This window comes from Streptomyces sp. NPDC002055 (assembly GCF_040296705.1).
GTDB lineage: Bacteria > Actinomycetota > Actinomycetes > Streptomycetales > Streptomycetaceae > Streptomyces.
Genome location: NZ_JBEOXS010000032.1, coordinates 26,774 through 48,906, shown reverse-complemented (window position 1 = coordinate 48,906; position 22,133 = coordinate 26,774). Strand labels below are relative to the sequence as shown.

Annotated in this window: 22 protein-coding genes; 16 read left to right on the top strand and 6 right to left on the bottom strand. The window is 66.3% G+C overall.

Going from position 1 to position 22,133, the window contains the following annotated elements; genetic code table 11:
• Positions 1-46 precede the first annotated feature (46 nt).
• The 5 genes from ABT112_RS20810 to ABT112_RS20790 are packed head-to-tail and all read left to right on the top strand — an operon-like array spanning position 47 to position 7,176.
• On the top strand, positions 47-2,629 hold the full coding sequence (locus ABT112_RS20810) for a Z1 domain-containing protein (protein ID WP_351511640.1): 2,583 nt from the start codon (positions 47-49) through the stop codon (positions 2,627-2,629).
• A complete protein-coding gene (locus ABT112_RS20805) occupies positions 2,626-3,642 on the top strand; it encodes a PD-(D/E)XK motif protein (protein ID WP_351511638.1) in 1,017 nt (338 codons plus the stop codon). Before ABT112_RS20810 ends, ABT112_RS20805 begins: the two co-directional genes overlap by 4 nt.
• Positions 3,639-5,516 (top strand): hypothetical protein, encoded by a 1,878-nt coding sequence (locus ABT112_RS20800; RefSeq protein WP_351511636.1) that lies wholly within the window; start codon positions 3,639-3,641, stop codon positions 5,514-5,516. The genes ABT112_RS20805 and ABT112_RS20800 overlap by 4 nt, the downstream gene beginning before the upstream one ends.
• Positions 5,513-6,415, top strand: coding sequence for a hypothetical protein (locus tag ABT112_RS20795; RefSeq protein WP_351511635.1), 903 nt, complete (start codon positions 5,513-5,515; stop codon positions 6,413-6,415). Before ABT112_RS20800 ends, ABT112_RS20795 begins: the two co-directional genes overlap by 4 nt.
• Positions 6,415-7,176: a DUF6339 family protein gene (locus tag ABT112_RS20790; protein ID WP_351511633.1), complete on the top strand. Its 762-nt coding sequence runs from the start codon at positions 6,415-6,417 to the stop codon at positions 7,174-7,176. The genes ABT112_RS20795 and ABT112_RS20790 overlap by 1 nt, the downstream gene beginning before the upstream one ends.
• Before the next feature lie 86 nt (positions 7,177-7,262).
• Here the strand turns inward: ABT112_RS20790 and ABT112_RS20785 are convergent, their stop codons facing one another.
• Together ABT112_RS20785 and ABT112_RS20780 are read right to left on the bottom strand one after the other, a co-directional pair.
• The gene (locus tag ABT112_RS20785; protein ID WP_351511631.1) at positions 7,263-8,570 is read right to left on the bottom strand and encodes a restriction endonuclease; all 1,308 of its coding nucleotides are present in this window, start codon (positions 8,568-8,570) and stop codon (positions 7,263-7,265) included.
• Between the two features lie 571 nt (positions 8,571-9,141).
• Positions 9,142-9,765: an ATP-binding protein gene (locus tag ABT112_RS20780; RefSeq protein WP_351511629.1), complete on the bottom strand. Its 624-nt coding sequence runs from the start codon at positions 9,763-9,765 to the stop codon at positions 9,142-9,144.
• A gap of 219 nt (positions 9,766-9,984) precedes the next feature.
• Between ABT112_RS20780 and ABT112_RS20775 the strand changes: the two genes are divergently transcribed.
• Together ABT112_RS20775 and ABT112_RS20770 are read left to right on the top strand one after the other, a co-directional pair.
• Positions 9,985-10,830 carry a helix-turn-helix domain-containing protein gene (locus ABT112_RS20775; RefSeq protein ID WP_351511628.1) on the top strand — a complete coding sequence of 282 codons (846 nt, stop codon included), beginning with the start codon at positions 9,985-9,987 and terminating at the stop codon, positions 10,828-10,830.
• On the top strand, positions 10,830-11,042 hold the full coding sequence (locus ABT112_RS20770; RefSeq protein ID WP_351511626.1) for a DUF397 domain-containing protein: 213 nt from the start codon (positions 10,830-10,832) through the stop codon (positions 11,040-11,042). Before ABT112_RS20775 ends, ABT112_RS20770 begins: the two co-directional genes overlap by 1 nt.
• 115 nt (positions 11,043-11,157) lie before the next feature.
• Here ABT112_RS20770 and ABT112_RS20765 read toward each other — a convergent pair whose 3' ends face one another.
• Genes ABT112_RS20765 through ABT112_RS20755 form a run of 3 tightly spaced genes read right to left on the bottom strand, consistent with a single transcriptional unit; the run spans position 11,158 to position 12,761 of the window.
• The gene (locus tag ABT112_RS20765; RefSeq protein ID WP_351511624.1) at positions 11,158-12,006 is read right to left on the bottom strand and encodes a DUF5753 domain-containing protein; all 849 of its coding nucleotides are present in this window, start codon (positions 12,004-12,006) and stop codon (positions 11,158-11,160) included.
• Between the two features lie 22 nt (positions 12,007-12,028).
• On the bottom strand, positions 12,029-12,556 hold the full coding sequence (locus ABT112_RS20760) for a DUF6879 family protein (RefSeq protein ID WP_351511622.1): 528 nt from the start codon (positions 12,554-12,556) through the stop codon (positions 12,029-12,031).
• A complete protein-coding gene (locus ABT112_RS20755; RefSeq protein ID WP_351511620.1) occupies positions 12,534-12,761 on the bottom strand; it encodes a hypothetical protein in 228 nt (75 codons plus the stop codon). The genes ABT112_RS20760 and ABT112_RS20755 overlap by 23 nt, the downstream gene beginning before the upstream one ends.
• Positions 12,762-13,446: 685 nt before the next feature.
• Between ABT112_RS20755 and ABT112_RS20750 the strand changes: the two genes are divergently transcribed.
• From ABT112_RS20750 to ABT112_RS20715, 8 genes are all read left to right on the top strand, one after another.
• Entirely contained in the window at positions 13,447-14,937 is a 1,491-nt protein-coding gene (locus ABT112_RS20750) for an MBL fold metallo-hydrolase (RefSeq protein ID WP_351511618.1), read from the top strand.
• Positions 14,934-15,803, top strand: coding sequence for a hypothetical protein (locus tag ABT112_RS20745; RefSeq protein WP_351511616.1), 870 nt, complete (start codon positions 14,934-14,936; stop codon positions 15,801-15,803). Before ABT112_RS20750 ends, ABT112_RS20745 begins: the two co-directional genes overlap by 4 nt.
• A gap of 45 nt (positions 15,804-15,848) precedes the next feature.
• Positions 15,849-16,205 (top strand): VOC family protein, encoded by a 357-nt coding sequence (locus ABT112_RS20740; protein ID WP_351511614.1) that lies wholly within the window; start codon positions 15,849-15,851, stop codon positions 16,203-16,205.
• 16 nt (positions 16,206-16,221) lie between these two features.
• Positions 16,222-16,857 (top strand): GNAT family N-acetyltransferase, encoded by a 636-nt coding sequence (locus tag ABT112_RS20735; RefSeq protein ID WP_351511719.1) that lies wholly within the window; start codon positions 16,222-16,224, stop codon positions 16,855-16,857.
• Positions 16,858-16,950: 93 nt separating this feature from the next.
• Positions 16,951-17,493 (top strand): DUF6879 family protein, encoded by a 543-nt coding sequence (locus ABT112_RS20730; protein ID WP_351511612.1) that lies wholly within the window; start codon positions 16,951-16,953, stop codon positions 17,491-17,493.
• A 144-nt stretch (positions 17,494-17,637) separates the two neighbouring features.
• Entirely contained in the window at positions 17,638-18,174 is a 537-nt protein-coding gene (locus ABT112_RS20725) for a DUF6879 family protein (RefSeq protein WP_351511610.1), read from the top strand.
• Between the two features lie 71 nt (positions 18,175-18,245).
• Positions 18,246-18,857, top strand: a complete 612-nt coding sequence (locus tag ABT112_RS20720; protein ID WP_351511608.1) for a sugar O-acetyltransferase — start codon at positions 18,246-18,248, stop codon at positions 18,855-18,857.
• A 111-nt stretch (positions 18,858-18,968) separates the two neighbouring features.
• Entirely contained in the window at positions 18,969-19,580 is a 612-nt protein-coding gene (locus ABT112_RS20715; RefSeq protein WP_351511606.1) for a DUF4291 domain-containing protein, read from the top strand.
• Between the two features lie 327 nt (positions 19,581-19,907).
• Here ABT112_RS20715 and ABT112_RS20710 read toward each other — a convergent pair whose 3' ends face one another.
• On the bottom strand, positions 19,908-20,261 hold the full coding sequence (locus tag ABT112_RS20710) for an SH3 domain-containing protein (protein ID WP_351511604.1): 354 nt from the start codon (positions 20,259-20,261) through the stop codon (positions 19,908-19,910).
• A 648-nt stretch (positions 20,262-20,909) separates the two neighbouring features.
• On the opposite strand from ABT112_RS20710, the gene ABT112_RS20705 reads away from it, so the two are divergent.
• Positions 20,910-22,067, top strand: coding sequence for a hypothetical protein (locus ABT112_RS20705; RefSeq protein ID WP_351511602.1), 1,158 nt, complete (start codon positions 20,910-20,912; stop codon positions 22,065-22,067).
• Positions 22,068-22,133: the final 66 nt, after the last annotated feature.

The window sequence follows — 22,133 nt, the reverse complement described above, 5'->3', positions numbered from 1 at the left end:
CGCCAGCCCCACGATCGCGGAACGACGCGGATCCAAGGGGTGGGGATTGAACGAGTTCGAAAGTCAGTATGAGGCGTTCAAGCGCCTCATCAAGACGCACACGCCTGAACAGGCGTTGGCGACGATCAAGCTCTTCGGCATGTCCGACGAGCTTGCCAAGCGCATCGCGGAGCGCCATCAGAAGGAGACCATCGCCGTCCGCGAGAAGCGGGAGCCCGGTTCCGTCGTTCGGAACAACCGCGAGACCTGGTACGTGGGTCCCCAGGACGACGACAGGTGCTGGCCCGCTCTCAGGAACCTGTTGGCGAAACAGTCGTGGAACGAGGACAGCCTGCGCGGCCTCGACTCCGCGTCGACCAAGGTCGTTTCGATGCTCGACCACCCTCTGGAGAGCGCCTTCTCGACCAGGGGACTGGTCGTCGGGTACGTGCAGTCGGGCAAGACCAGCAACTTCACCGCGCTCATCGCGAAGGCGGCCGACGCCGGATACAAGTTCTTCATCGTCCTTGCCGGCATCCACAACGGGCTGCGACTGCAGACCCAGCTCCGTCTCGAACGGCAGCTCGTGGAGCCGGTTATAGACCAATGGCACCCGCTCACCGGTCGTGTCGGGGACTTCGAGCCTCCCGCGGGCAACCCGGCGGCCTTCTTCGGTGATAAGAGTCAGCAGCATGTCCTCTGCGTGATCAAGAAGAACGTGCCCAGGCTGCGGAAGCTCAAGGCATGGCTGGAGAAGGCGCCCGACTACCTGCGCAACTGCCCGACACTGATCATCGACGACGAGGCCGACCAGGCGAGCGTCGCCTCACGCAGCACCAATCCCCTGATCCGGGAGATCATCGATCTGTTCCCCCGCGGGGGATACGTCGGTTACACCGCCACGCCCTTCGCCAACCTGTTGATCGACCCCGCCGCCAAGGACCTCTATCCCGAGGACTTCGTCGTCAACCTGCCGAAGCCGCTCGGACACTTCGGTACCGAGGTCCTGTTCGGTCGGGACGCGTTGGACGGCGAGGACCCGCAGGAAGTACCGGACGGATACGACATGATCCGCACGGTCCCCGACGAGGAGGTGCCCCTCGTTCGACCGGGGCGAGACGAGATCGAGGGGTTCGTGCCCGAGATCAGCGGTGCCTTGAGGACGGCCGTTCTGTACTTCTGGCTCGTCACGGCCGCCCGACGGGTACGCGGAACGGGCGTGCCCCACTCCACGATGCTGATCCACAGCAGTGTCAGCACCCTGGTCCACGAGAGCTTCGAAGGGCCTTTGGAGGCGTTCCGCAAACGGACGGCCGGATATCTCGAAACCGCCGACGGAGAGCTTCTCGACGAGCTGAGGCGGCTCTGGGAGGCCGAGGTCGCCCGCGTCCCCGGTAACGAGCCGGACCTCGGGGAGACGCCCGTTCACTTCGACGCCCTCCTTCCGTTGCTGGCCGGTGTGGTGGACGACTGCCGCATCATCCTGGACAACTCGAAGAGCGTGAAGCGACTGGACTACGAGGCCGGTCCGGTCGTCGCCATCGCCGTGGGCGGCAACACCCTGTCGCGTGGCCTGACCCTCGAGGGGCTCGCCGTCAGCTACTTCGTGCGTAACGCCACGACGTATGACTCGCTGCTGCAGATGGGACGCTGGTTCGGTTTCCGCGAAGGGTACGCGGACCTGCCGCGTATCTGGATGACGGACGGGATGCGCGACTGGTTCAGGCACATCGCCACCGTCGAGTCGGAGATGCGTCGGGACATCGATGTGTACATGGTCGAAGACAAGACGCCCAGGACCTTCGCCGTCCGCATGCGGACCCACCCGTCGCTCCGCATCACGGCGGCGGGCAAGATGCGGGACGCGGTCAAGGCGAGCGCGGCGTACGGAGGGCAGCGTGTGCAGACCCGCTACTTCCGTACGCGGGACGCCGAGTGGTTGCAGGCCAACCGGCAGGCCGCCCACGACCTCGTCGACCGCTCCCTGCGACTGGCGGGAGCCCGACACGAGGACAGAGGGACGCAGGGCCGCCACATCCTCCGAGGTGTGCCCTACGACATCGTCCTGGACTTCCTCGACGAATACCGCTTCCACGGCAAGTCGCTGGAGTGCGACGCGGACCTGTTGCGCAGCTACGTCGAGCGTCGGGTGCGGTCCGGGGGTGGCGGTGCGCTCAAGCGTTGGAACGTGGCGATCATCGGCAATCCACTCGGCGACGATCCGGACAAGCGGTACGAGTTCGCCCCCGGGCTCGCCGTCGACCGCGTCATCCGAGCGAAGCTCAGCGAAAGCGGAGGCGACGCCGCCGACATCAAGACCCTGATGAGCCGTCGCGACGCCGGCGTCGACCTCGACCTCGGTGCGCTGACGGAGATCAACGAGGAGGCGCTGAAGAACGCCAGGCGCGGGCAGGCTCCGGATACTGCGTTGTTGACCCTCTATCCGATCGACGCCCTGTCGCCGTCACCGACGAAGCGCGAGAGGCGTGCCCCGCTCGATGCCGTCGACCATGTCATCGGCGTCGGTCTGGTCTTCCCGATGGCTCGGGGAGAGGACAGCGAGGTGGAGTATTACAGTGCCGACCTGTCCCGCGTACAGGACGACGAGGAGGAGGACCTGTCTCTGCTCTTCGAGGAGGAAGACAGTTGAGCGGGGGCGCCGATCTGCGGCGTGTGCTCGACCGGCACTGGGCCGAGTTGGACCTCACCCCTCTCGGCCCCGGAGCTGCTCTCAGGACCTCCCCGCTCCCCGTCGTCACCGAGCACGGGCCGGTCTCCGCGGCGACCGACGGTTACTCGTTGCGCCACCTGTTGATCCCCCTCAGGGGACGCCGGCGCATCCCCACCGGGCGGATCGGCGGAACACTCCGCGTCAGGGAGCGGGCCCTGGAGGACGACGAGACCTACGGCCGCTTCGCGGACGTCGTCTGTACCCGTAGGGATCTCGACGACGTCTTCACGGGGCTGTGCGCCGACGTCCTCGTGGCACTGGAGGCGGACGGACGTCAGCCCTACCGCACGACGTTGGCGGTGGTGAACCGCTGGCGTCAACTCTTCAGCGGCATACCCCGCACGCTCACCGAGGCACAGGAGATCGGCCTCATCGGCGAGTTGTCGGTCCTGCTCCGCCTGCTCGACAAGGATCCGGGCGCCGTGAGGTGGTGGGCCGGCCCCGAGGGCGGACGGCACGACTTCTCCGACGGCCTCCACGCCGTGGAGGTGAAGAGCACCCACACGACGTCGGAGCGCAGGACTTTCGACGTCCACGGGCTCGACCAGATGGAGGCGCCGCAGGACGGTCGCCTCGTGTTGGCCTGGCATCGGTTCGAACGGAACCCACGGGGGCGGACCGTCGGCGAGCTCGCCGCGGAGGCGGCGCGGTTGTGCGTCGACGAGTCGGAGCTGTGGCTTCGGCTGGCACGTGTCGGCTACCGGCACGAACGGACGGACGACGAAGGTGCACTGCGCGTGTCACCCGTCGAGGAACGTTGGTACGAGGTCGACGGGACCTTTCCCCGTCTCACAGAGGCTTCCCTGAGCGAGCCGGTACCCGACGGACTCCTGGACGTTCGCTACACCGTCGATCTGGCGGGAGCCCACTCGCCGATGCTGGACGATCCGGCCGTGGAGGCTTTCCTGGACGAGATGGGGTGGATGCCATGATCGCGGAACCGCCGCGTTGGTCGTCCGAGCCCTACGCCCCCGGCGGCGGAGGCACGGCCGAGGGCGCTCTGAAGAACCTCGACGGCACCGAGCTCGACCCCCTGACGCTCCTCGTGAGGGAGTCGGCCCAGAACAGCTGGGACGCGCGGACCGGGGACGGCCCGGTGGACTACCGAGTGGAACTGCGCACCCTCGGCCCCAGTGAGGCACCGGTGTGGCGCGATCTCCTCGCCGCGGACGCACCCCAGCTTCGGCACCTCAAGCTCCGCGCCTCCCTGGCACGTCCCGCTCTGCGCATCCTGACCGTCACCGACACGGGGACGAGGGGCCTGGGCGGACCCACCCGCGCGGACATCGCGGTTCCCGGGCAGTCGGACTTCGCGTCGTTCGTCCGCAAGACCGGCAGCTCGAGCAAGGTCACCGGTCGTGGCGGCACCTACGGTTTCGGAAAGGCGGTGTTCCACCTCCTCTCCGCATCGCACACGGTGGTCGTGCACACGCGCTGTCGAGTGGACGACCGGTTGGAGACCCGACTCATCGGGTGGGCGGTGCACGAGAGCTACACCGTGGAAGGCGACGGCGGCGCGAAGACGTTCACCGGCCGCCACTTCTGGGGGAGGGTCCGGCACGGTTACGTCGAGCCGCTGGTCGGGGAGGAGGCAGACGAGGTCGCCGGAAGGCTCGGCCTGGAATCCCTCCCCGACGGCGAGACCGGAACCTCCGTCGCGATCCTCGACCCCGTCTTCGGCGAACGCGACGACGCCGAGGCCGTGCGGTGGATCGTCGACGCGATGGTCTGGAACCTTTGGCCGAAGATGCTCCCGGAGGGGGGCGACGCACCCATGCGATTCTCCGCCAGCCACGAGGGCCGGGTCGTTGCCGTTCCCAGGCCGTCGGAGGTACCCCACCTGCGCCCGTTCGTCTGGACCTACGACGACATGAACCGTCTAGTCGAGCACAAGTCCCTGGGACGTGTCCTCGGCCGACTCGGTATGCGGAAGTTCATCTCACCTCAGGGAAGACCCCCTCGGGTGGCGCAGGAGGCGGGTATCGGGGACCGGCTTCACCACACGTGCCTCATGCGGCCGGTCGACCTGGTGGTGAAGTACCTCGAGGGACCCCCCTTCTTCGAGGAGAGCGGGGGCTACGCCGCGGTCTTTCGCGCCGATGCCGACATGGACCGGGTCTTCGCGGCGGCGGAGCCCGCGTCGCACGACGCCTGGCTCGTGGACAAGCTCAGCGGGGACGAGCATCGCCTGGCCAAGCACGCCCTCCGCAAGATCAACGACGCCATGAAGGAGGCTTCCGGGCCCGCCCCGGTGGCGAACGAGGCGGGCGAAGGCGTCTCCCTCGCGGGGATGAGTCGACTCATGGCGGGGCTCATGGCGGGTACGGCGGGGGAGGGCGCGGAAGCCGTCTTCGCCACGGGTACGACGTCCCCCGGAGGGGCCGCGGGTACCGGACGGGGTTCCGCGGGGACGGCCGGAGTCGGTGGAATCCCCGGTCCCAGAGGAGGATCGAGCCCCTCCGGTCGGCGGCGCGTCCTGTACGACGGCGCCCCCGAACACGACGTCGTCGACGGTGAAGCCGTCCTCGTCCAGCGGTTCACCCTGCCCGACGCGGGTTCCTGCGTCGTACACGGTCGTCCCGTCGTCGCGTTGGGCGACGACCGCGGTGTCGAGACGGAGCCACCCATCGGGGCGTCGATCCCCACGGTGTTGGGATGGCGAGCGGGGAGCGGCCCCATGACGAACGGGCCTTCGCTGCGTGCGATCGGCGGTGACGGCACGGTCTGGTCCCTGATCGTCAAGCCGGCCCCCGACACCATGACCGAGTTGACGGTCGTGGCGGAGGCGGGGGGTGGCGACCGGTGAACCGTCGCGCCTACCCCTATCGCAGGGCGGCCGTCGGATCGGTGTCGATGGCCGAGTGGTCCCTCAAGTCCGAGGACGGGGAAGCCGTTCCGTTGCCCGCCTTCATACCCGACTGGGACTTCCAGAGAGACCTGTCTCTCGAGACGGTGGTCGGGGTCGACCTCGACACGGTCAGGGCTTCGGCTGGCCTTCCGTACGAGGCCGAGCTCGCCCTCTCCGTGATCTGGAGCTCCACCGGCAGCGGCCTTCGACGACTGGCCGACCGGATCACGCTGCACGGCGGGGGCACTCGCTCGGCACAGCTTTCGTTCACCGTGATCGGACGCGACAGCGGCGGCCAGTTGTCCGTCGACACCCAGCTGGTCCTCGCGAAGGCTCTGGACAACCCGGATCCGACCGGCCCCCGGCGCGCGGGATCCGTGCTCTGGCATCACCGGGCCGGGGTGCGGCTGCAGGGCGACGCGTCGCAGTTCCCCATGGCGGTGGTCGACTTCAAGAGCGCCGGCTACCCGGAGAAGGCCCCCTGGTACCTCGACATCGGTCCGAACCTGGAGGCGGCGACGATGGGCGCCGTCGTGCTTCTCGTGAACAGCGGCACGCCGATCGTGCTCAACGCGCTTCGCCGTGCGGAGAAGGCATCGTACGCGGAACGGCTCATCCAGTCCGCCGTCCGACAGGACGTCGTCCGCCTGATGATCGAGCGGGCCGTGGCGGACGAGGAACTGGCGGACACGTCCCGGTTCGAGCCGGACACGCTCGGTCACACGCTGCTCGGCCTTCTGCACACCTTCCTTCCGGGTACATCCCTCACCTCCCTACGCATGACGCGTCGCACGGACCCGGCGCTCTTCTCGGCGAAGATCCAGCACGCCGTCGGCCTCTTCTCCAAGGAGACGTGATGGTCTACCTGTATCCGCGTCTTCTCCCCGCGGCCGCGACCGCTCTCCGGGAGGAGTACCTGCACCGTTCGGTCGAGCACCTCCGTGATCGTGCGGCTCTCTCCCATCCGGCCATGTTCTACTCGGCCACCGGCGGTGCTCGTCTTCCCGAGCGGGGCCTCGGATCCCTGCGCGAGGCGGTGCTCGCATGCGCCACGGAGCGCGGCTATCCCACCAAGCCCGCCAGGAGGCAGGCGGCGGGTTTCGACATCGATGTGGCGACGGTCCTCCACAGGGACTCGGGCATCGTTCCGGCGGAGGCGGTCGCGGGTGACCTCTGGGCCTTCCTCTCCCTAGTCGTCCTGCCGGACGTTTCCGCTTGGAGATTCGCAGATCTCCACCGGGACAGGGTGCTGGGGACCGACGTCACCCGCCACGTCTTCGGTCGGCTGTGGTGGCGGGCACACCTTCTGTACGACGAGGACGGAGGGAGGGAAGACCTCTACGCCTCGTTGTCCGTCCTCAACGAGTCGGACTTCGACCAGATCTACGCCCGACGCACCTCCATCGGCGGAAGTCCCCATCTGGTGCGGGCGATCGTCAGGGTCTGGCAGACGCTGGACATCCCGCCCGGCGCGGAGAGACCGGTGCTTCGGGATTTCCTCATGCGAGTGCTCAGGCTCAACGCCTTCATCTCCTTCGACTCGCTGCCGGCGGACGTACTCGACGAGGAGTTGGAAGGCGTGTTCCGAGAGTCGCTGTCCGTGGCGGTCGGAGCGTAAACGCCCAAGTGACCGCGGGCGGCTGCTCTGGATAGGGGAGTCGTCAGGGGTTCACCGTCCGTAAGAGGGAGTCGACCCGCGAACGGCTACTGCAGCAGAATCTCCTCGGGGCGTCGGTTCGTGATCGCGGTTTCCCGACCGGCGAGGACGTGCTCGATGCACGCCGCCAGGTCGCCGCCATGGTCGTCCCTGGCCATGCTCCGCAGTTCCTCGACCAGGCTCATGCCGTTGAGGAGGATGATCGGATACTGATCCTCCACTATCTCGGTCTGCGCCGACTCGGAGTAGGAGCCGGTGGTGACGTAGACCCCGATCCATCCGCGCCGCAGCCGGGCGACCACGCGGGCGATCTGCTCCGCGGTGATGAGGGTGTCGGGTTTGACACACTTCGCCTGCCCGAGGACCACGAGACTCGTGCCCGCCAGGCCGCTTCCACCGCCGAGGTCGAGACGTCCGACGAAGTCGGCTCCGCCGTCACCCGACCGACGTGTGAGCCAACCCTCGACGTACCCGTGGCCCGCCCCACGCAGCACGCGGGCTGCCACAGCGGCGGCCAACGCCTCGAAATCGTGTTTGCGGCCGTCGAAGTACTTGTAGACCATCTCCAGGTCCGTGGCTTCACCACTGCCGGGCTTCGGGCGCTGATCGCGCACTTTGGCCACCTGCGCCCGGGCGACCCGGCGACGAAGTCCGGGAAGAGCCGACGAACCGTGCTTGACCCACTCCCGCCACGCCCGGGGTGCGAGGCCGAGGGCTTGAGCATGGGACACGTCCGTGTCCCTGCGGGCCTCGATCCATGCCCAATCGACCATGTCGTCCTCAGAGGTCAGATCGATGAGAGCGATGTCGTAGACATAGTTCACGAACGGCGTGTGCTCACGACCTCCCCATTGCACCAACCGCTCGGTCCGCTCGATGATGCCGAGCCCGCAGAACGCCACATGACCCTTGGGCTTGCCGTTCCGGGGAACGGCGCGGAACAGCAGCAGAGGCGTGGCGGCGGCCCGTTCATCGGGGGTACGGCCCTGATGATCCGTGAAGGCGTCGAGTAGGGCGGCGTTGCCGGTGGTCGTGCCGGGCGGAACGCTCAAACCGGCTTTGTGGTCGCCGAAGTAGCGGACGTGACCGTTGTCCATGTCGAAGACGTCGTGCCAAGGGGTCTGCTCGGTGCCGGCTTTCCAAGGACTGGAGCGGATGAGGATCGCCGGGCGCCGTATGCCGTCGGATGTCGGCAGCTTGGCCATACCGTTGATGCCGGCCTCCAACAGGGCGCGCTTGTGACCCGATGAGTGAGTCACGTGGTGAAAGTTGGGCAAGCCGTCGAGTAGCTCCGGTTTCGGATCCTTGCCGCTCGCATAGCGATACACCTGCCCCACCCGCAGCTTCCCGCCCACAGTCAGCACTCTCCCTGAGTCGATTCCCGACGCTGGACGACGACAGTAGCGGTGGGCACTGACACATCGGGCTGCGCCGATCTCGAGATCCGGCAAGACAGGACGGTCCTGTCGGCAGACGGAAGGGTACGGACGATCACGACTCGGGGCGCTACGGATCGTTCGGCTGCCTTCAGAAGCGAGATTTGGGAAGTGACGGCCACGACCAGTCGACCGGTGGAGAACCTGAACCGCACAGTGCCTCTCGGGGTGCCGACCCTGCGTGGGCATCGCCGCTGCCCTATTGCCTTTTGGAAACGGGGATGTGCAGTTCCCGGAGGACGGGCTCGGCCCCGAGGTCGGAACTGCTGATCGATCAGCGTCAGGACCTGCGCCGGGTCGGGTCGAGCTCCTGGGCGAAAGAGCCGAGGCGACCTTGAGGGTCTCGCTTGCCCGCCGAAGAGGTACGGCGCCGACCTGAGCCTCTACCAAGCAGTCCGCGAGCTAAAGCTCCTCCTCGCAACCTGGACCGGCGCCTGCCCCACCTGTCACCGCGACGTACCCACGGCGATACCAACCTGACCAAGCCCTACTAGAGATCGGCCTCGAAGTGCATCTGCGCGCGGTCGAGGGTCTGCTCGGGGTCACACCCATGCGCCCTGAGCCAATGGAGGAGATCCGCGATCAGATCCACCGCCGCCTCCTCGGCCGCCACGAGGCGAAGAGGCGTGGCGCCGGATGCCAGGGGAGGAAGGTCCCGTCCGTAGAGCGTGAGGAGCGCTTCCGCCTTGATCACGCTCCGCCGGCCGACCTGCTCCCCCTCCGGACCCGAACCGGCGGCGATCTCGCACCAGGTCGTCTTCCCGGACGCCGTGGGCGCGACCCCCCATCGGACCGCCACCGCATCGACCATGCGCATCCCTCGACCCGATTCCGCATCGGGTCCGGCGGCCAGCAGCACGGGAAGCCCCCGACCGTCGGGGTCGGCGACCTCGACGCGAAGGGTCGAGCCCTCCACGGAGAGTGCGAGCGTGGCCGGGGTACCGATACCGACGTGCGTGACCACGTTGGCGACGAGTTCGCTCACACAGAGCTGAGCGGAGTCGGTCAGCTCGGACAGCCCCCAACTGTCGAGGCGAGTGCGAACGAGTCTCCTGAGAGACGCGATCCCCTCGGCTTCCGCCAGGAACGGAAGCTCCCACATCTTCTCTGCCACCTGACACCGGTTCGACCTCACCGAGCCCACCCTCCACGCGATCGTCACTCACAGCATTCGCCGTGGACCTCAGCGTGGCAGTGAGAGTTCCATTTTGGAACTCTCCCAATGGGTCGGACGGAGGTGAACAGCTCCGCTGCGCGCCCCCGGTGTGCGCCACCTTGTGTCCCCGCCTCGCGTCCGTGCAGTCTCAGGCGATCGACACGAAAGGCCTGGACCATGGCTGTTGGACCCACCACCCGAAGGCGCCAGTTGGGCGTGGAGCTACGACGCCTCCGTGAGCGCAAGGGGCTCACGCTCGAGGACGCCGGCACTCGCGTGGGGATCTCCAAAGCCACCTTGAGTCGGTACGAGACCAAGGAGGGCACAGTGAAGTGGCCTGCCGTGGACGCGCTGTGCCGCGAGTACGACGCCTCGGACGAAGAGCGTCGCGCCATGGTCGACTTGGCCAAGGGAGCAAAGATCCAGGGCTGGTGGCGGTCGCTGGCCGACCCCATTCCGGAATCCATGAACCTCATGCTCACACTCGAGGACGAGGCGGTGCGCGAGGACCACTACGCGAGCATGTACGTCCCGGGCCTGCTTCAGACACGTGCGTACGCCGAAGCCGTGCACCGCGCTTCGGAGATGCGCTGCACCGAAGACGAAGTCACGCACATGGTCGACATCCGCATGAAGCGTCAGGAGCTGCTGCGGCGAGTCGACCCACCGCACATCTGGGCCGTGCTCGACGAGGCGGTGATTCGACGCGTGGTCGGCAGCCCCGAGGTCATGCGGGACCAACTGCGACACCTGCTCGAATCCGCAAGTACTCCGCACGTCACCGTGCAGATCCTTCCGTTCGCAACGGGGGCGCACGCGGCAGCCGTCGGCAGCTTCGTCGTCCTCGGAGGCGCCTCGCCGGAACTCGACGTCGTCTACGTGGACATCCTGGGAGGTGGCCTGTTCATGGAGAAGCCACAGGAACTCGAACGCTATAGATTGGCGTTCGAGTACCTGCGAGCTCAGGCACTGGACATCTCTGCATCGGCCGCGGTCATCGACAGAGTCTGCAAGGAGATCTGATGGAAGCCCGTGACACCGCACGTGACAGGATCAACTGGGTGAAGTCTTCGTACAGCGGGGGAAGCGGAACGGAGTGCGTCGAGGTCGCCGCTCTCGGCCCGACGACCACGGGCGCACGGGACTCCAAGAACCCGGAAGGTCCGGTGCTCACCTTCTCGCGCGAGGCCTGGGCCTGCTTCGTGGCTGCCGTACAGCGGGGAGAACTGGGCTGACTACCGCTCCGGTTGGCAGGCGAGTCCCATGAGCGGGCCACGGAAGGGTACATCTACAGAACCGCCGCAATTCATGGGCGCCGCATCGAGGCCGCCGGCATGCCTGCTCATTACGTCACTCCCCAGCCTTGATGGCCTCGGCAACCAATGAACGGGCTCCGGCTCCGTAAACCGCCAGCTCTGCAAGTTCAGAGAACATGCGCGCGTACAAGTGGACCTCGCTGGGCTGCTTTACCGTGATCTGAGCAGTGGCCAGTTCAATGATCACTTGCTCGTCGTCGAAAATCCAGAACCCCTCCAGGGGCCACATGACGCGATCGGCCGACATGGGCACGATGCCGAGGCTTACCTGCGGCAGCGTGCTCACGGCGAGCAGGTGTCCGAGTTGGGCAGCCATCACTTCAGCGTTTCCGAAGCGTGACCGGAGTGCGGTCTCTTCAAGCAAGAAGGCGAAACGACGGTTACCTTCTCGCAGTACGCGTTGACGGTCCATGCGGACCGTCACAGCTTCCTCCACATCATCAGGGATTCCGCGGAACGTAACGATTCTCCCCATGATCGACCGCGCGTAGTCGGCAGTCTGCAACAGGCCTGGTATCACACCTGGTTCATAGACTCGGAATTGGTGCGTGCGCTCGTACAAGGGAACATGAACTCTTTGGCCATGGCGCAGCCCTGACCGTTGCAGCCTCCGCCACTCGACGTACATCTCATCAATGCCGTGAGCAGCAGCGGCGAGGTCCGGATAGAGCTCAGGGACTCCGCACAACTCTGTGTATCGGCGGAGGTCACTGTCCGATGGTGTTGTCAGTCCGTTCTCGATACGGGACGACTTCGACTCACTCCATCCGGCACGGGCCGCGAGCGCCCGTGCCGTCAGCCCTGTCTCAGTGCGGATCTCGCGCAGACGCCTCCCCAGGGCTCGTCGAGCTTCCTGGACACTGGATGAAGGCGAGGGGGCCAATGGAGGTCTTCGGTGAGTTCTGTCAGGACGGCTGGTAGTCCGCGTGCGGGACTGCCCGCTTCCACACTTCCTCGAAGGCGGTGGTGCAGAGCTGGAGAACGGCTGGGTCTGTGGTCATCTCCAACCCACCGTCCGGAGCCAGGTCCCCGTCACCGTCGAAGTGAAGAACCAAGGCGAGCCGGCCGTCGAAGACCCAGAAGTCGTTGCCGGGAAGAGCGATGTCTGTGGCCTGCCGACGAGGCAGCCAGGCAATCTGCTCGCCGGCCTTCACGTTGGCGTCCGAGACGTGGTGCTCGAACCTGATGTAGTCGGACTCCGGCACCGAGAACACCCTCGCCCGGCGGATCGCCACCCCTCGGCCCGTGGCGTCCTGCACCCATTTCAGCCAAGGGCGCTGCTCCGGGTCGTTGTCCTCGGGAGCATCGCGGACGCCGGCCTGCCAGGCGATGTAGCTCGGGTCCGACTTCATGTACCAGTCCCGCAGCTCAAGGTGCACGGCCGTCCGGCGGGCCGACCCCAGAAGCTCCTCAAACGACGGGACCGTGCTCACCCTTCACCTCCAGGAAGAACTGCACCATACGCCGCGGGATCTCTACCACGGTCTCATGGCCGGGGATGTCCATCTGACGGAGGCGCTCCGCGTCCAGCACCTTCCATCCCTGGACCAGGTAGTTGTCGGTCTCGTCATCAAGGTAGACGGTCGGGGAAGCACCGTCCTTGCTCTCAGGGTCCTTGCCGAGCATACGCAGAGCCATGCCAGACCTCCTCGCTCGAAACAGCGTCTGTCCATATGAGGTTGCACCGAAGTCGGCGCTGGGGACAGCGACTTGCGCGAACTTGCAGACGTTCGAAGGAGTTCGATCGGCAGCCCTTTCCGTCCCTCTGGATGCGCCGGAGGGGAGACGGCCATGGTGCAGATCAGGTAGAGCCTCAGAGGCCATGAGCAAACAGCGCAGTCAAGTGCCAGGCCACGGCGACAAGTCCAACCGCAACCCCGTGCAAGTTCGTTGAACGCAGATTCCACCACTGCGTAGCTTCACCAGGTGCGCGGGGCAGCATCGCGAACCCTCTGTCGTTCGGTTCCGCAGTCCTGGCCTACTTGAGAAAGGGCACCAACCGCACTGGCTAGGACTCCGACCAGTCACTGCCCGAGGAACTGCTGTCCGCGGTGAGACCGACGAATGACCAGCATTCGCCCAAAGTGTTTTGGAGGTATGCCATGAAGCAAGCGAAGCAGCAGGCTGCGAGGAGCGCTCCCACTCCCACCGTGACACCCGAATCTGTGCGAGCGCTTCAGCGGCGCGTCAAAGCGTTCGCCTCGACTGGCGCCACGAACAACTCGCCGGTCACATACCACCGGTAGCCAGATCAGGGTTTGGGGGGCTGCCTTGGCAGCTCCCCCAAACCGACACAACCATCAGCACCAAAGAGGAGATTTCAATGGCTGCTCGCGCCGGCTTGGAACTGACCTTCTTGGGCCACCAGACGTGGCACATCACCGACGGCCTGTCCACTGTACTGCTGGATCCCATCCTCACGCAGGCGTTCGGTGCGGGGAGCTTAGAGTTCGAGATCTGGCCGCCCCGTACGGTGGACGCCACCGGCATGCCGTTTCCAGATGCTGTGATCCTCAGCCACGAGCACTTGGATCACTTCCACCTGCCGTCATTGAATCTCCTCGGCCGGACCACTCCCATCTTCACGGGCATGACCACGCCGACTTCCGTTACCGAGGCAATCACGAAGCTCGGTTTCACCGTGAACAGGGTGGACCACACTCAGCCACTGAACATCGGTGACATCGAGATCGTTCTCTACCCCGCCGGCGCCCGCACCCTGTTCTGGGAGAAGCGCGTCGCCCAGCCCCTCATCCGACTCTCCGAAACGACAGGCAGTGACATCTTCATCGGCGTAGACGCCGACATCTCCGACATCTATATCGAGCAGCTTTCCGAGGGAGTGTTGCCCCCGCCGCGCCTGGCCGTGGTGTCCAACAACGCCCAGACGGTCCCCTTCGGCGCTCTCGGCGCGGACAACAACCTTCTGCCTGGACTGGACGGACCTCGCAATCGGAAGACGGGCATCGAGATTCTGAAGAATCTCTTGATCGACTACCTCGAACCGTTGGATGGTGTGCAGGATGTCGCGCTCTGCGGCAATGGGTTCACCGCACCACGAAGCCCTCATGGGCCCTTTCTGTATTCAGACCACGCCGCACTTGCTGATGCGGCCAATCAGTTGCAGCATCTCTTCCGTGTTCATGGACCGCGCCCCGGTGAACGTCTGACCGTTCCCACCAACGCTGAGCCGGTCATCTCCTCTTGCGTCCCGTGGGTGGCCGTCGACACAGGCGCCGAGGACCGAGCCATGGCGAGGCAGCGGAAGTTCCTCGCTGAACCCCAGAAGGTGTTGCCGTCCCCCATCACACCTCCCCTCGCCGAAGGCGAGTGGGCCATGGCCGAAGACGTGGTTGCTCAGGAGCTTCCCCGCCTGGCACGTGAGTTGATCGCCACTCGCACTGGTGCTCTCGCCACGAGCATTCACGACTATCTCAAGGGCCCGCTCGGGGCACATCGCCTTGCGCTCCGGCTCCTCGACCCTCCGCGCCGCCCCGGGACCGCTGACACATATGCGTGGAACATCGCCGGCCCCGACTGGGAGCTGGTGAAGACGACAAGCCGGGACGAAGCCATGGGCTCCTATCCGTTCGGCATCGAGGTCTACTTCCAAGACTTGGCTGCACTCTTCCTCGGCCGCGCCCAGGTGTGGGACGTCGTAGGAGGCTCGTATCAGGGATGGCACATCGGTGAGAGTCTCGATTCCCCGGTGTATGCCCTCTTCGCCATCTACGGCGAACACCAGCGGCCCGACCTCGCTGCCCGGTGCTACGAGCACAGTCTCGCAGCCCTGGGCGTGGATGTGCATGCGTGAAAGCTGCACCCGCGGGTCCCTTGGACGGGGCTGCTCACGATCGACCCAAGGGGTGGCTGGCCTGCCCACTCACCACCGACCGTCACCTGGCGGAGGAGCAGGCCCGTGTCATTCTCGCTGAGCACTACCCGGGGGCTCCTTCGCCGGCGGTCTGCATCACCGCCAGGTATCGCACTGCTGCCTTCGCTCTTGGCTGCCCGGCGGAACAACTGCTCAAGCGCCACGCCGACGAGTCGGCCTATCTCGGCGAAGTCCTTGCATACCAAGTGCTGGCCGGCGAACGCGTCCTTCCCTCGCTGAGAAGTGCTTGCGACACCTCCCGCACCCTGATCGTCGACTACCTCGGATCCGGTGTGTCCCTTGCTCGCCCCGGGGTCTTCGATGAACTGATCCGGACAGTTGTGGCAGTACACACTGCATCTGCACGCTGGCACCCCTCCGTCGGAGTGGTGATGAGTCCGTGGTCCCTGCTCGCCATGCTGAGCGCACCAACGCCACAGTGGCTCGATCACTCTGAGCCCTGGCGACTGATGCTCGACCTACTGACCGACGCCCACGGTCCGGATCACGTTCCCCTTGGGCACCTGGACCTCAAGCCGGACCATGTCCGCCGCCACGCCGACGGGCACCTCGCCCTCATCGATGCCGAGACACTGCGCCCGGATCTGAGCGGTCTACCAGATTTGATCACTTTGGCGTTCATCGCCCACGAGGAGCGATACCGTTCCCCTCGCTGGGTACGGGGCGCCTACCTCCACCACGTCAACGAACTCGGAGGCGAGTGGACAGATCGCACCTTGGTGAAAGCCTTGACGGCCTTCGCCACCGCTACCGGCCTCCGCTCCCTGCACGGTGTCGCAGCCTGATGGCCATCCCGCCCGATGTCGCACTCGGACCAAGGAGAGGTCCCCATGTTCCGCGGAATCCGCACTGTCATGGTCTTCGTCGACGACCCGGAAGGGGCTGCCCGCTGGTGGGCAGAGCTACTCAAGACTGAACCCCACTTCGACATCAACGGCACGAGTATCTACGCCTGGCTCGACATTGAGGGGATTGAGTTGGGCTTTCACCCTGCCTCCCCGAAGAGCAACCCTCATGGAAGGAGCACGGTTCCCTATTGGGTTGTCGACGATGTTCACCAGGTACGCGAGAGACTGCTCGACGCCGGCTGCACTCACCACCGGGGGCCCTTGCGCGTAGAAACGGGACGACAGATCTGTCAGCTGGTCGATCCGTTCGGCACCGTCTTCGGCCTCGACGGCCCCTAGCGATCGAGGTCCCGTGATGCGTCATTGGCCGCTGACAGCGCTCGTACTCACCACCCCGGATCTCACCCTCCGTCTGCCCACAGATTCGGAGCTCGATGAGCTAGCGCAAGTTGCCGCAGACGGTATTCATCCCGACGATGAGGTGTGCTTTCCTCAACCATGGGCTACGGGGCCACCGTCCCTGCGTGCACGTCGCGTCTTGCAGAATCATTGGTGGGCGCGTGGAGACTGGGAGCGTGACAACTGGCGGTTGCTGCTGGCAGTCTTCCGTGGCGACGAGGTGATCGGACAACAGAATCTCTCTGCGCGCAATTTCACTCTCACTCAAGAAGCGCGCACCGGATTCTGGCTCGGGCAAGAGTTTCAGCGGCAAGGATACGGAACACAGATGCGTGCAGCAGCACTGACTCTCGCCTTCGAGGGCCTGAATGCGCTTCGTGTAACTTCGACAGCCTTCGCGAGCAACACCGCCTCACGAGCAGTCTCCCGCAAGTTCGGCTACCGCGCCAATGGCGTTCATCGCGTCGCAGTAGGAGCTGATGTCATCGATGCCCATGAAGAGGTTATTGAACGAGCGGACTGGCGACTCTTGTCCGCGGGTTTTCCCGTGACAATCCATGGGATGCCTGCATGCCTGTCATGCTTCCAGTAGTGGTGGCGCAGCCCCAGGGATAGGCAAGGCAATAACTCGCCTCACCTGAGCATCGAGCCAGTCTCCACATACTTGACGTCATGAAAGGACCAGATGAACAGCCTCATCCCATTCTCAGAAGTCAGCTACCTCTTTGACGACTTTGAGCATACGGCCTGGCGACTTGAATCCCGGGCGGGTTATGCCGACGACCGGCAGTCGGATGCGTACCAGAACTTCCTGCGCGGAGAGCCTGCCGAGGAAGACCTTACCCACCCCTACTACGCAGCTCGCCGCCGGCAAGCAGCGGAGGGCAAGCGCTTCGAGCGGGTCCGCATTGTCGACACCCCAGCCACAGAGGGGCAGCTCTACCTCCTGCACCGCGCACAGTTCAATGTCAGCGCTGGTGAGGACATCCGGAACCTGCATCGGTCGGACGCGGTACGCCTCGACCTGCCAGATGCCGACTTCTGGCTCTTCGACTCCCGAACGCTGGTGACGTTCCACTTCGATGCCGAGGACCACATCCTCGGCGTCCAGGTGAGCCAGGATCCTGATGAGGTCGTCCGCGCATGCCAGATCCGTGACGCCGCATGGCATTACGCGATCCGGCACACACAGTTCACAGCACAGATCCTTCCAGTGCGTGAGCACTGAGCTTCAGCATGCCCGGGGCTCCCTCGGTCCGCGGTTGCACGAGCGCTGAGCACCGAAGCGCGAGAGACCACTCAACTTCTCTCGGCTTTCCGGGCCCCAAAGTCCTTCGCCGACAGGTCACGACGATCACCATGGGAGAGAGTGATGGCGAATCTTACCCCGTTCACCGAGGTCAAGTCGTACTTCAAGGAGTTCGAGCACACCGCGTGGCGCCTGGAGACCCAACGAGGCTATGCATCAGACCGAGCCGGCGAGAAATGGCAGCGGTTTCTGCGCGGGGAGCACATTGCTTACGACCCGACTCAGTCGTGGCAGGCCAATGTTCGGTTGCAGACGGAGGCAGGAAAGCGCTTCGAGCGGGTACGGCTGGTCGATAGTCCGCCCACCGAGGGGCAGCGCTTCCTCCTTCGTTCCGGGCTCGCCAATGTCGAAGCCGGCGAGGATATTCGGAACCTCTATCGGTCCGACGCACGCCGCATCGGTCTGCCGGACTACGACTTCTGGCTGTTCGACTCTCGCACCGTCGTGAAGTTCTCCTTCGACGACGAGGGAAACAACCTGGGCGTCGAGGTCATCGAGGATGCCGCGACAGTCCTTGCCGCATGTCAGATCCGGGACGTTGCCTGGCACTACGCAGTGCCCACCATCGAATTTCAGACCCAGCTACGGTCCACCGTGTGACCGTATAGCCTGCCAACAGCTCCGCTTTCCTCGCTCCTGCCGCTCCCCAGCTCTGACGAGAGGACCGCCCCATGGGTGAGAACAAGCAGCGCATGCTCGCCGGTGACTGGTATCTGCCCGACGATCCCGAGCTGGCGGACGATACCCGGCGGCGGGTCGAGTTGTGTGCGGAGTACAACGCGGCTGCTGGGGCGGCGCCGGAGGAGCGTCACCGGATTCTGGAGCGGCTGCTCGGGTCCGTTGGTAAGGGGGTGCGGATCCGGCCGCCCTTCCAGTGCGACTTCGGGTACCGGATCTCCATCGGGGCAGGGACGTTCATCAACTTCGGGGCGGTGTTTCTGGACTGCGGGCCGATCAGCATCGGGGCGGATGTGCAGATCGGGCCGAACGTGCAGCTCCTCACCCCGGTCCACGAGCTGGACGCGGAGCGTCGGCGGGCCGGCTGGGAGCGGGCGTTGCCGGTGACGGTCGGGGACAACGTGTGGCTCGGCGGCGGGGTGATCGTGTGCCCGGGGGTGACGATCGGGGAGAACACCGTGGTCGGCGCCGGAGCCGTGGTCACCAAGGACCTGCCGGCGGGTGTGCTGGCCGTCGGCAACCCGGCCCGGGTCATCCGTGAGCTGGAGCCGCGGTCCGGAGAGCCCGACGATCGGCCCGCTGACGGTCGGCCCGCCGTCGGCTGAGCCGGGTCCGGCATTGCCGTTGGTCGAGTCGGGCAGGCCGTTGCCGTTCTTGAGCCGGGCATGCCGTTAATGCATGGCATCGCCGCAGGCTGTGGGCCCATTCTGGGGCGTATGCAAGAACCCAAACACCAGATCCGCGCCCTCCACACGGACTCCACCGTCACCGTCTACCAGGCGTACGCACCGGGCCTCGGCCTGCCTGCCGCCCGCGAGGGGCGGTTTCCGGCGGCCTGGAAGCGGGACCGGATGACGTGGATCAAGCCGTCGTTCCTGTGGATGATGTACCGGTGCGGCTGGGGCACCAAGCAGGACCAGGAGACCGTGCTCGCCGTCGAGATCACCCGTGAGGGGTTCGAGTGGGCGCTGCGGCATGCGTGTCTGTCGCACTACGAGCGTGGCGTTCACGCCGATCTCGCGGCCTGGAAGCGGGAGTTGCGTCGTGCACCGGCGCGGGTCCAGTGGGATCCGGAGCGCGATCTGCATCTGCGGCCGCTGCCGTACCGGTCTCTTCAGCTCGGGCTGTCGGGCGAGGCCGCGCGGAGTTACGCGGACGAGTGGACGGTGTCCATCACCGATGTGACGCCGCTCGCCCACCAGGTGCACGGCCTGGTCCGAGAAGGCGCGTTGGACGCCGCGGCGCGGCTGCTGCCGGAGGAGCGTCCGTATCCGGCCGGGGAGGAGCTGCTGGCGCACCTCGGGGGGACGGGGCAGGTTCCGGCGTAGAGCGCGGGGCGGGCGCTCACCACGTCCCGGTACGGCACAGCTCTGTGTGCCGACCACTTGGCGCGGGGTGGGCCCCCATCGCTTCAAGGCTTGGTTCAGTCAGTGGCCCGCTGCCGGAAGACCGGGCAGACAGGTGGCTCCACCCCTCAAAGCCGGGTCCGCCCCCGTCCGGTTCTCCCAGGGGACAAGCTCCTCGCCGATTGCAGCGAGGAGCCTGTCCGGCTAGTTCAGGCGTACTACGACCACGCCTGTGACTCCGGCCCCGGGCCTCGGTTTCGACCGATCGGATCTCCAGAGCACCTACACGGTGGACTGATCAGGCCCTACCTAGACGGCGAACCAGCAAGCGGCCACGACCCAGCCCTTGGCGCCGTGCCACTTCACCGGGTACCAGTTCGTATCGGTGGTTCCGCAGACCTTGTAACGACTGCCGGGCACACCGTCCAGGTCGTCGGTGGTGATGACCGTGCCCTTGGGCATAGTTCCCACAGCAGCAGACTTGGTCGTCCGCTTCGCCCTCACGGTGAGGGTTTGCTGAGCCTTGACCTTCCACGCGGCAGCAGTGCCCACCTCCGCGGCCTGGGTCGTCGGAGCCGTGCTTGCCGTGGCGACACCGCTGGTCAGGGTGGTGCCCATCACGGCTGCAGCTGCGACGACGAGCGCTGTGAACTTCTTCTTCATGCGCGTATTCCCCTAAATGCTTACATCGATTGTTCGCGGTAGAGCCAGCGATACTGAAATCGCGTCAACTATCGCGGCTGTACTCGCTCGACGTAGCTAACACCAAAATGCTCAACGTGCGGTAAGCGCAGGTCGCGACCCACCTACGTGGTGCCGGAGGAGGTAGCTGCCGCACCGGGATCGGAGCCACAGAGCACCGGGTAACCGAGAGCCTGCCCGCCGGATCCCCGTCCACCGGGCCCCGGTGGCACACGACCAGGGCCGGGCCCGCCGGGATGCGGTGGGGCGCGTGGCTACCCAAGAACCCTGGTCAAGAACTTCTCCCCACCCCACCCACCGACCTGTCGCGAGCCATTCGCCAACCCGTCGCCCATTCGGGTGAGTTGGCGTCGTACGCGCGATCCCGGCCGCTACGCTCGGCGGCACATCCCCTACATACGACGGCCCCCGGCCGGGACGGCAATCCCGATCGAGGGCCTGACCGATCAGGAAGCAGCAACCTTCCCGATGGCTGAGCCGCAGCTTAGCGCGCCGCCGTGCGCGCCCACAGGTTTCCCGACAGCAACGACACCCCCGGCGCCCGGCCCGTCCGGCTGTGTTCCGTCCGGTGTCACCCACGTCCGCTCCCGGCACACCCGCGACTTCACCGTGATCGCCAACCGCCTCGCGCAGCGGGCGGGCAGCGCGGTCACCGTCGGGGTCGCCGTGTATGTCCTCTCGCTGCCGGACGGTGCCCCCATCAGCATCAAGGCCCTCTGCGCGCACTTCTCCGAGGGCGAGATCCTGATCGGCCGCGCCCTGCGCGAGCTGGAGGCCGACGGGTGGATCGAGCGGCGGGTGGAGCGTACAACCGGTGGCCGGATCCGCACCCGGACGTTCTTCTACGACGATCCGGCGCGGCGGCACCGGGAGCCGACGCCCGAGCCGTACGAGCCATACCGCCCGAACGGGCCATACGAACCGTACGGGCCGCCCGCACCCCCGTCCTCGTCCCCAACCCCAGCCCCGACCCCGGCAACCGCCCGCGCCTCCGATCCGAACCGGGCCCCGGGCCTGGCCCCGCTCCCGGCCCTGGCCCCGGCCCTGCTCCCGCTCCCGGCCCCAGCCCCGGCCCCGGCCCCGGCCCCGGAGGAGACCCCGGCGGCCCCGAAGGAGCCCCCGTGCCCGGTTCCGCGGACAGCGCCCGCCTCCCTCACTCCGACCTCCCTCACTCCCACCTCCGTCACCCCCACCTCCCTCACTTCCGCCTCCCCCACCCCCTCCGAGGCCGAAGCCGCGACCGCCGTGCTCGGTGCTCTGCGGGTGCGGGATGCGCGGCTGTTGCTGTCCGAGCGGGAGACCCGGCAGCTCGTTCCGGCCGTCGTCGGGTGGATGCGGATCGGCGCGGAAGCAGCCGAGATCGTCGAGGCGTTGACCAGCGGTCTTCCGGCCCGTATCGACCGGCGGCCTGCCCGGTTGCTGGCCTACCGGCTCCGGACGTGCGCGCCGTCCCGCCACAGGGACGCCACGACGGACACCACAGCCACCGCAGCGGGGACCACGGCGGGCACCGCAGCGAGCGGCGCAGCGGGCCGCGCTCCCGGCGCCCTGACGGCCGTACCGCCGCTGCAGAACTGCGACGGCTGCGATCGGGCGTTCCGGTCTCCGCGACCCGGCAAGTGCCGTGACTGCCGCGACTCCTCCGACTGCCACCGACCCGAGGGCGGCAAGGGCGAACGTGCCCAGCCGGGTGATTCCGGGCGGGAAAGCCCAGGCAGTACCGGATCCGAACAAACACGGAACGCCACTGTCATGTACGCGCAGTGACGAATCGGTAGCTACTCCCCCGTAACGCCGCATGTGATCGAAGTCAAGTGCCACGACGCTCACAAA

Coding starts and splice junctions, on each gene's coding strand:
- ABT112_RS20770 (WP_351511626.1), top strand. CDS start 10,830: ATGGAAGCCCGTGACACCGCACGTGACAGGATCAACTGGGTGAAGTCT.
- ABT112_RS20730 (WP_351511612.1), top strand. CDS start 16,951: ATGAACAGCCTCATCCCATTCTCAGAAGTCAGCTACCTCTTTGACGAC.
- ABT112_RS20725 (WP_351511610.1), top strand. CDS start 17,638: ATGGCGAATCTTACCCCGTTCACCGAGGTCAAGTCGTACTTCAAGGAG.
- ABT112_RS20720 (WP_351511608.1), top strand. CDS start 18,246: ATGGGTGAGAACAAGCAGCGCATGCTCGCCGGTGACTGGTATCTGCCC.
- ABT112_RS20790 (WP_351511633.1), top strand. CDS start 6,415: ATGGTCTACCTGTATCCGCGTCTTCTCCCCGCGGCCGCGACCGCTCTC.
- ABT112_RS20775 (WP_351511628.1), top strand. CDS start 9,985: ATGGCTGTTGGACCCACCACCCGAAGGCGCCAGTTGGGCGTGGAGCTA.
- ABT112_RS20800 (WP_351511636.1), top strand. CDS start 3,639: ATGATCGCGGAACCGCCGCGTTGGTCGTCCGAGCCCTACGCCCCCGGC.
- ABT112_RS20755 (WP_351511620.1), bottom strand. CDS start 12,761: ATGGCTCTGCGTATGCTCGGCAAGGACCCTGAGAGCAAGGACGGTGCT.
- ABT112_RS20740 (WP_351511614.1), top strand. CDS start 15,849: ATGTTCCGCGGAATCCGCACTGTCATGGTCTTCGTCGACGACCCGGAA.
- ABT112_RS20735 (WP_351511719.1), top strand. CDS start 16,222: ATGCGTCATTGGCCGCTGACAGCGCTCGTACTCACCACCCCGGATCTC.
- ABT112_RS20750 (WP_351511618.1), top strand. CDS start 13,447: ATGGCTGCTCGCGCCGGCTTGGAACTGACCTTCTTGGGCCACCAGACG.
- ABT112_RS20715 (WP_351511606.1), top strand. CDS start 18,969: ATGCAAGAACCCAAACACCAGATCCGCGCCCTCCACACGGACTCCACC.
- ABT112_RS20710 (WP_351511604.1), bottom strand. CDS start 20,261: ATGAAGAAGAAGTTCACAGCGCTCGTCGTCGCAGCTGCAGCCGTGATG.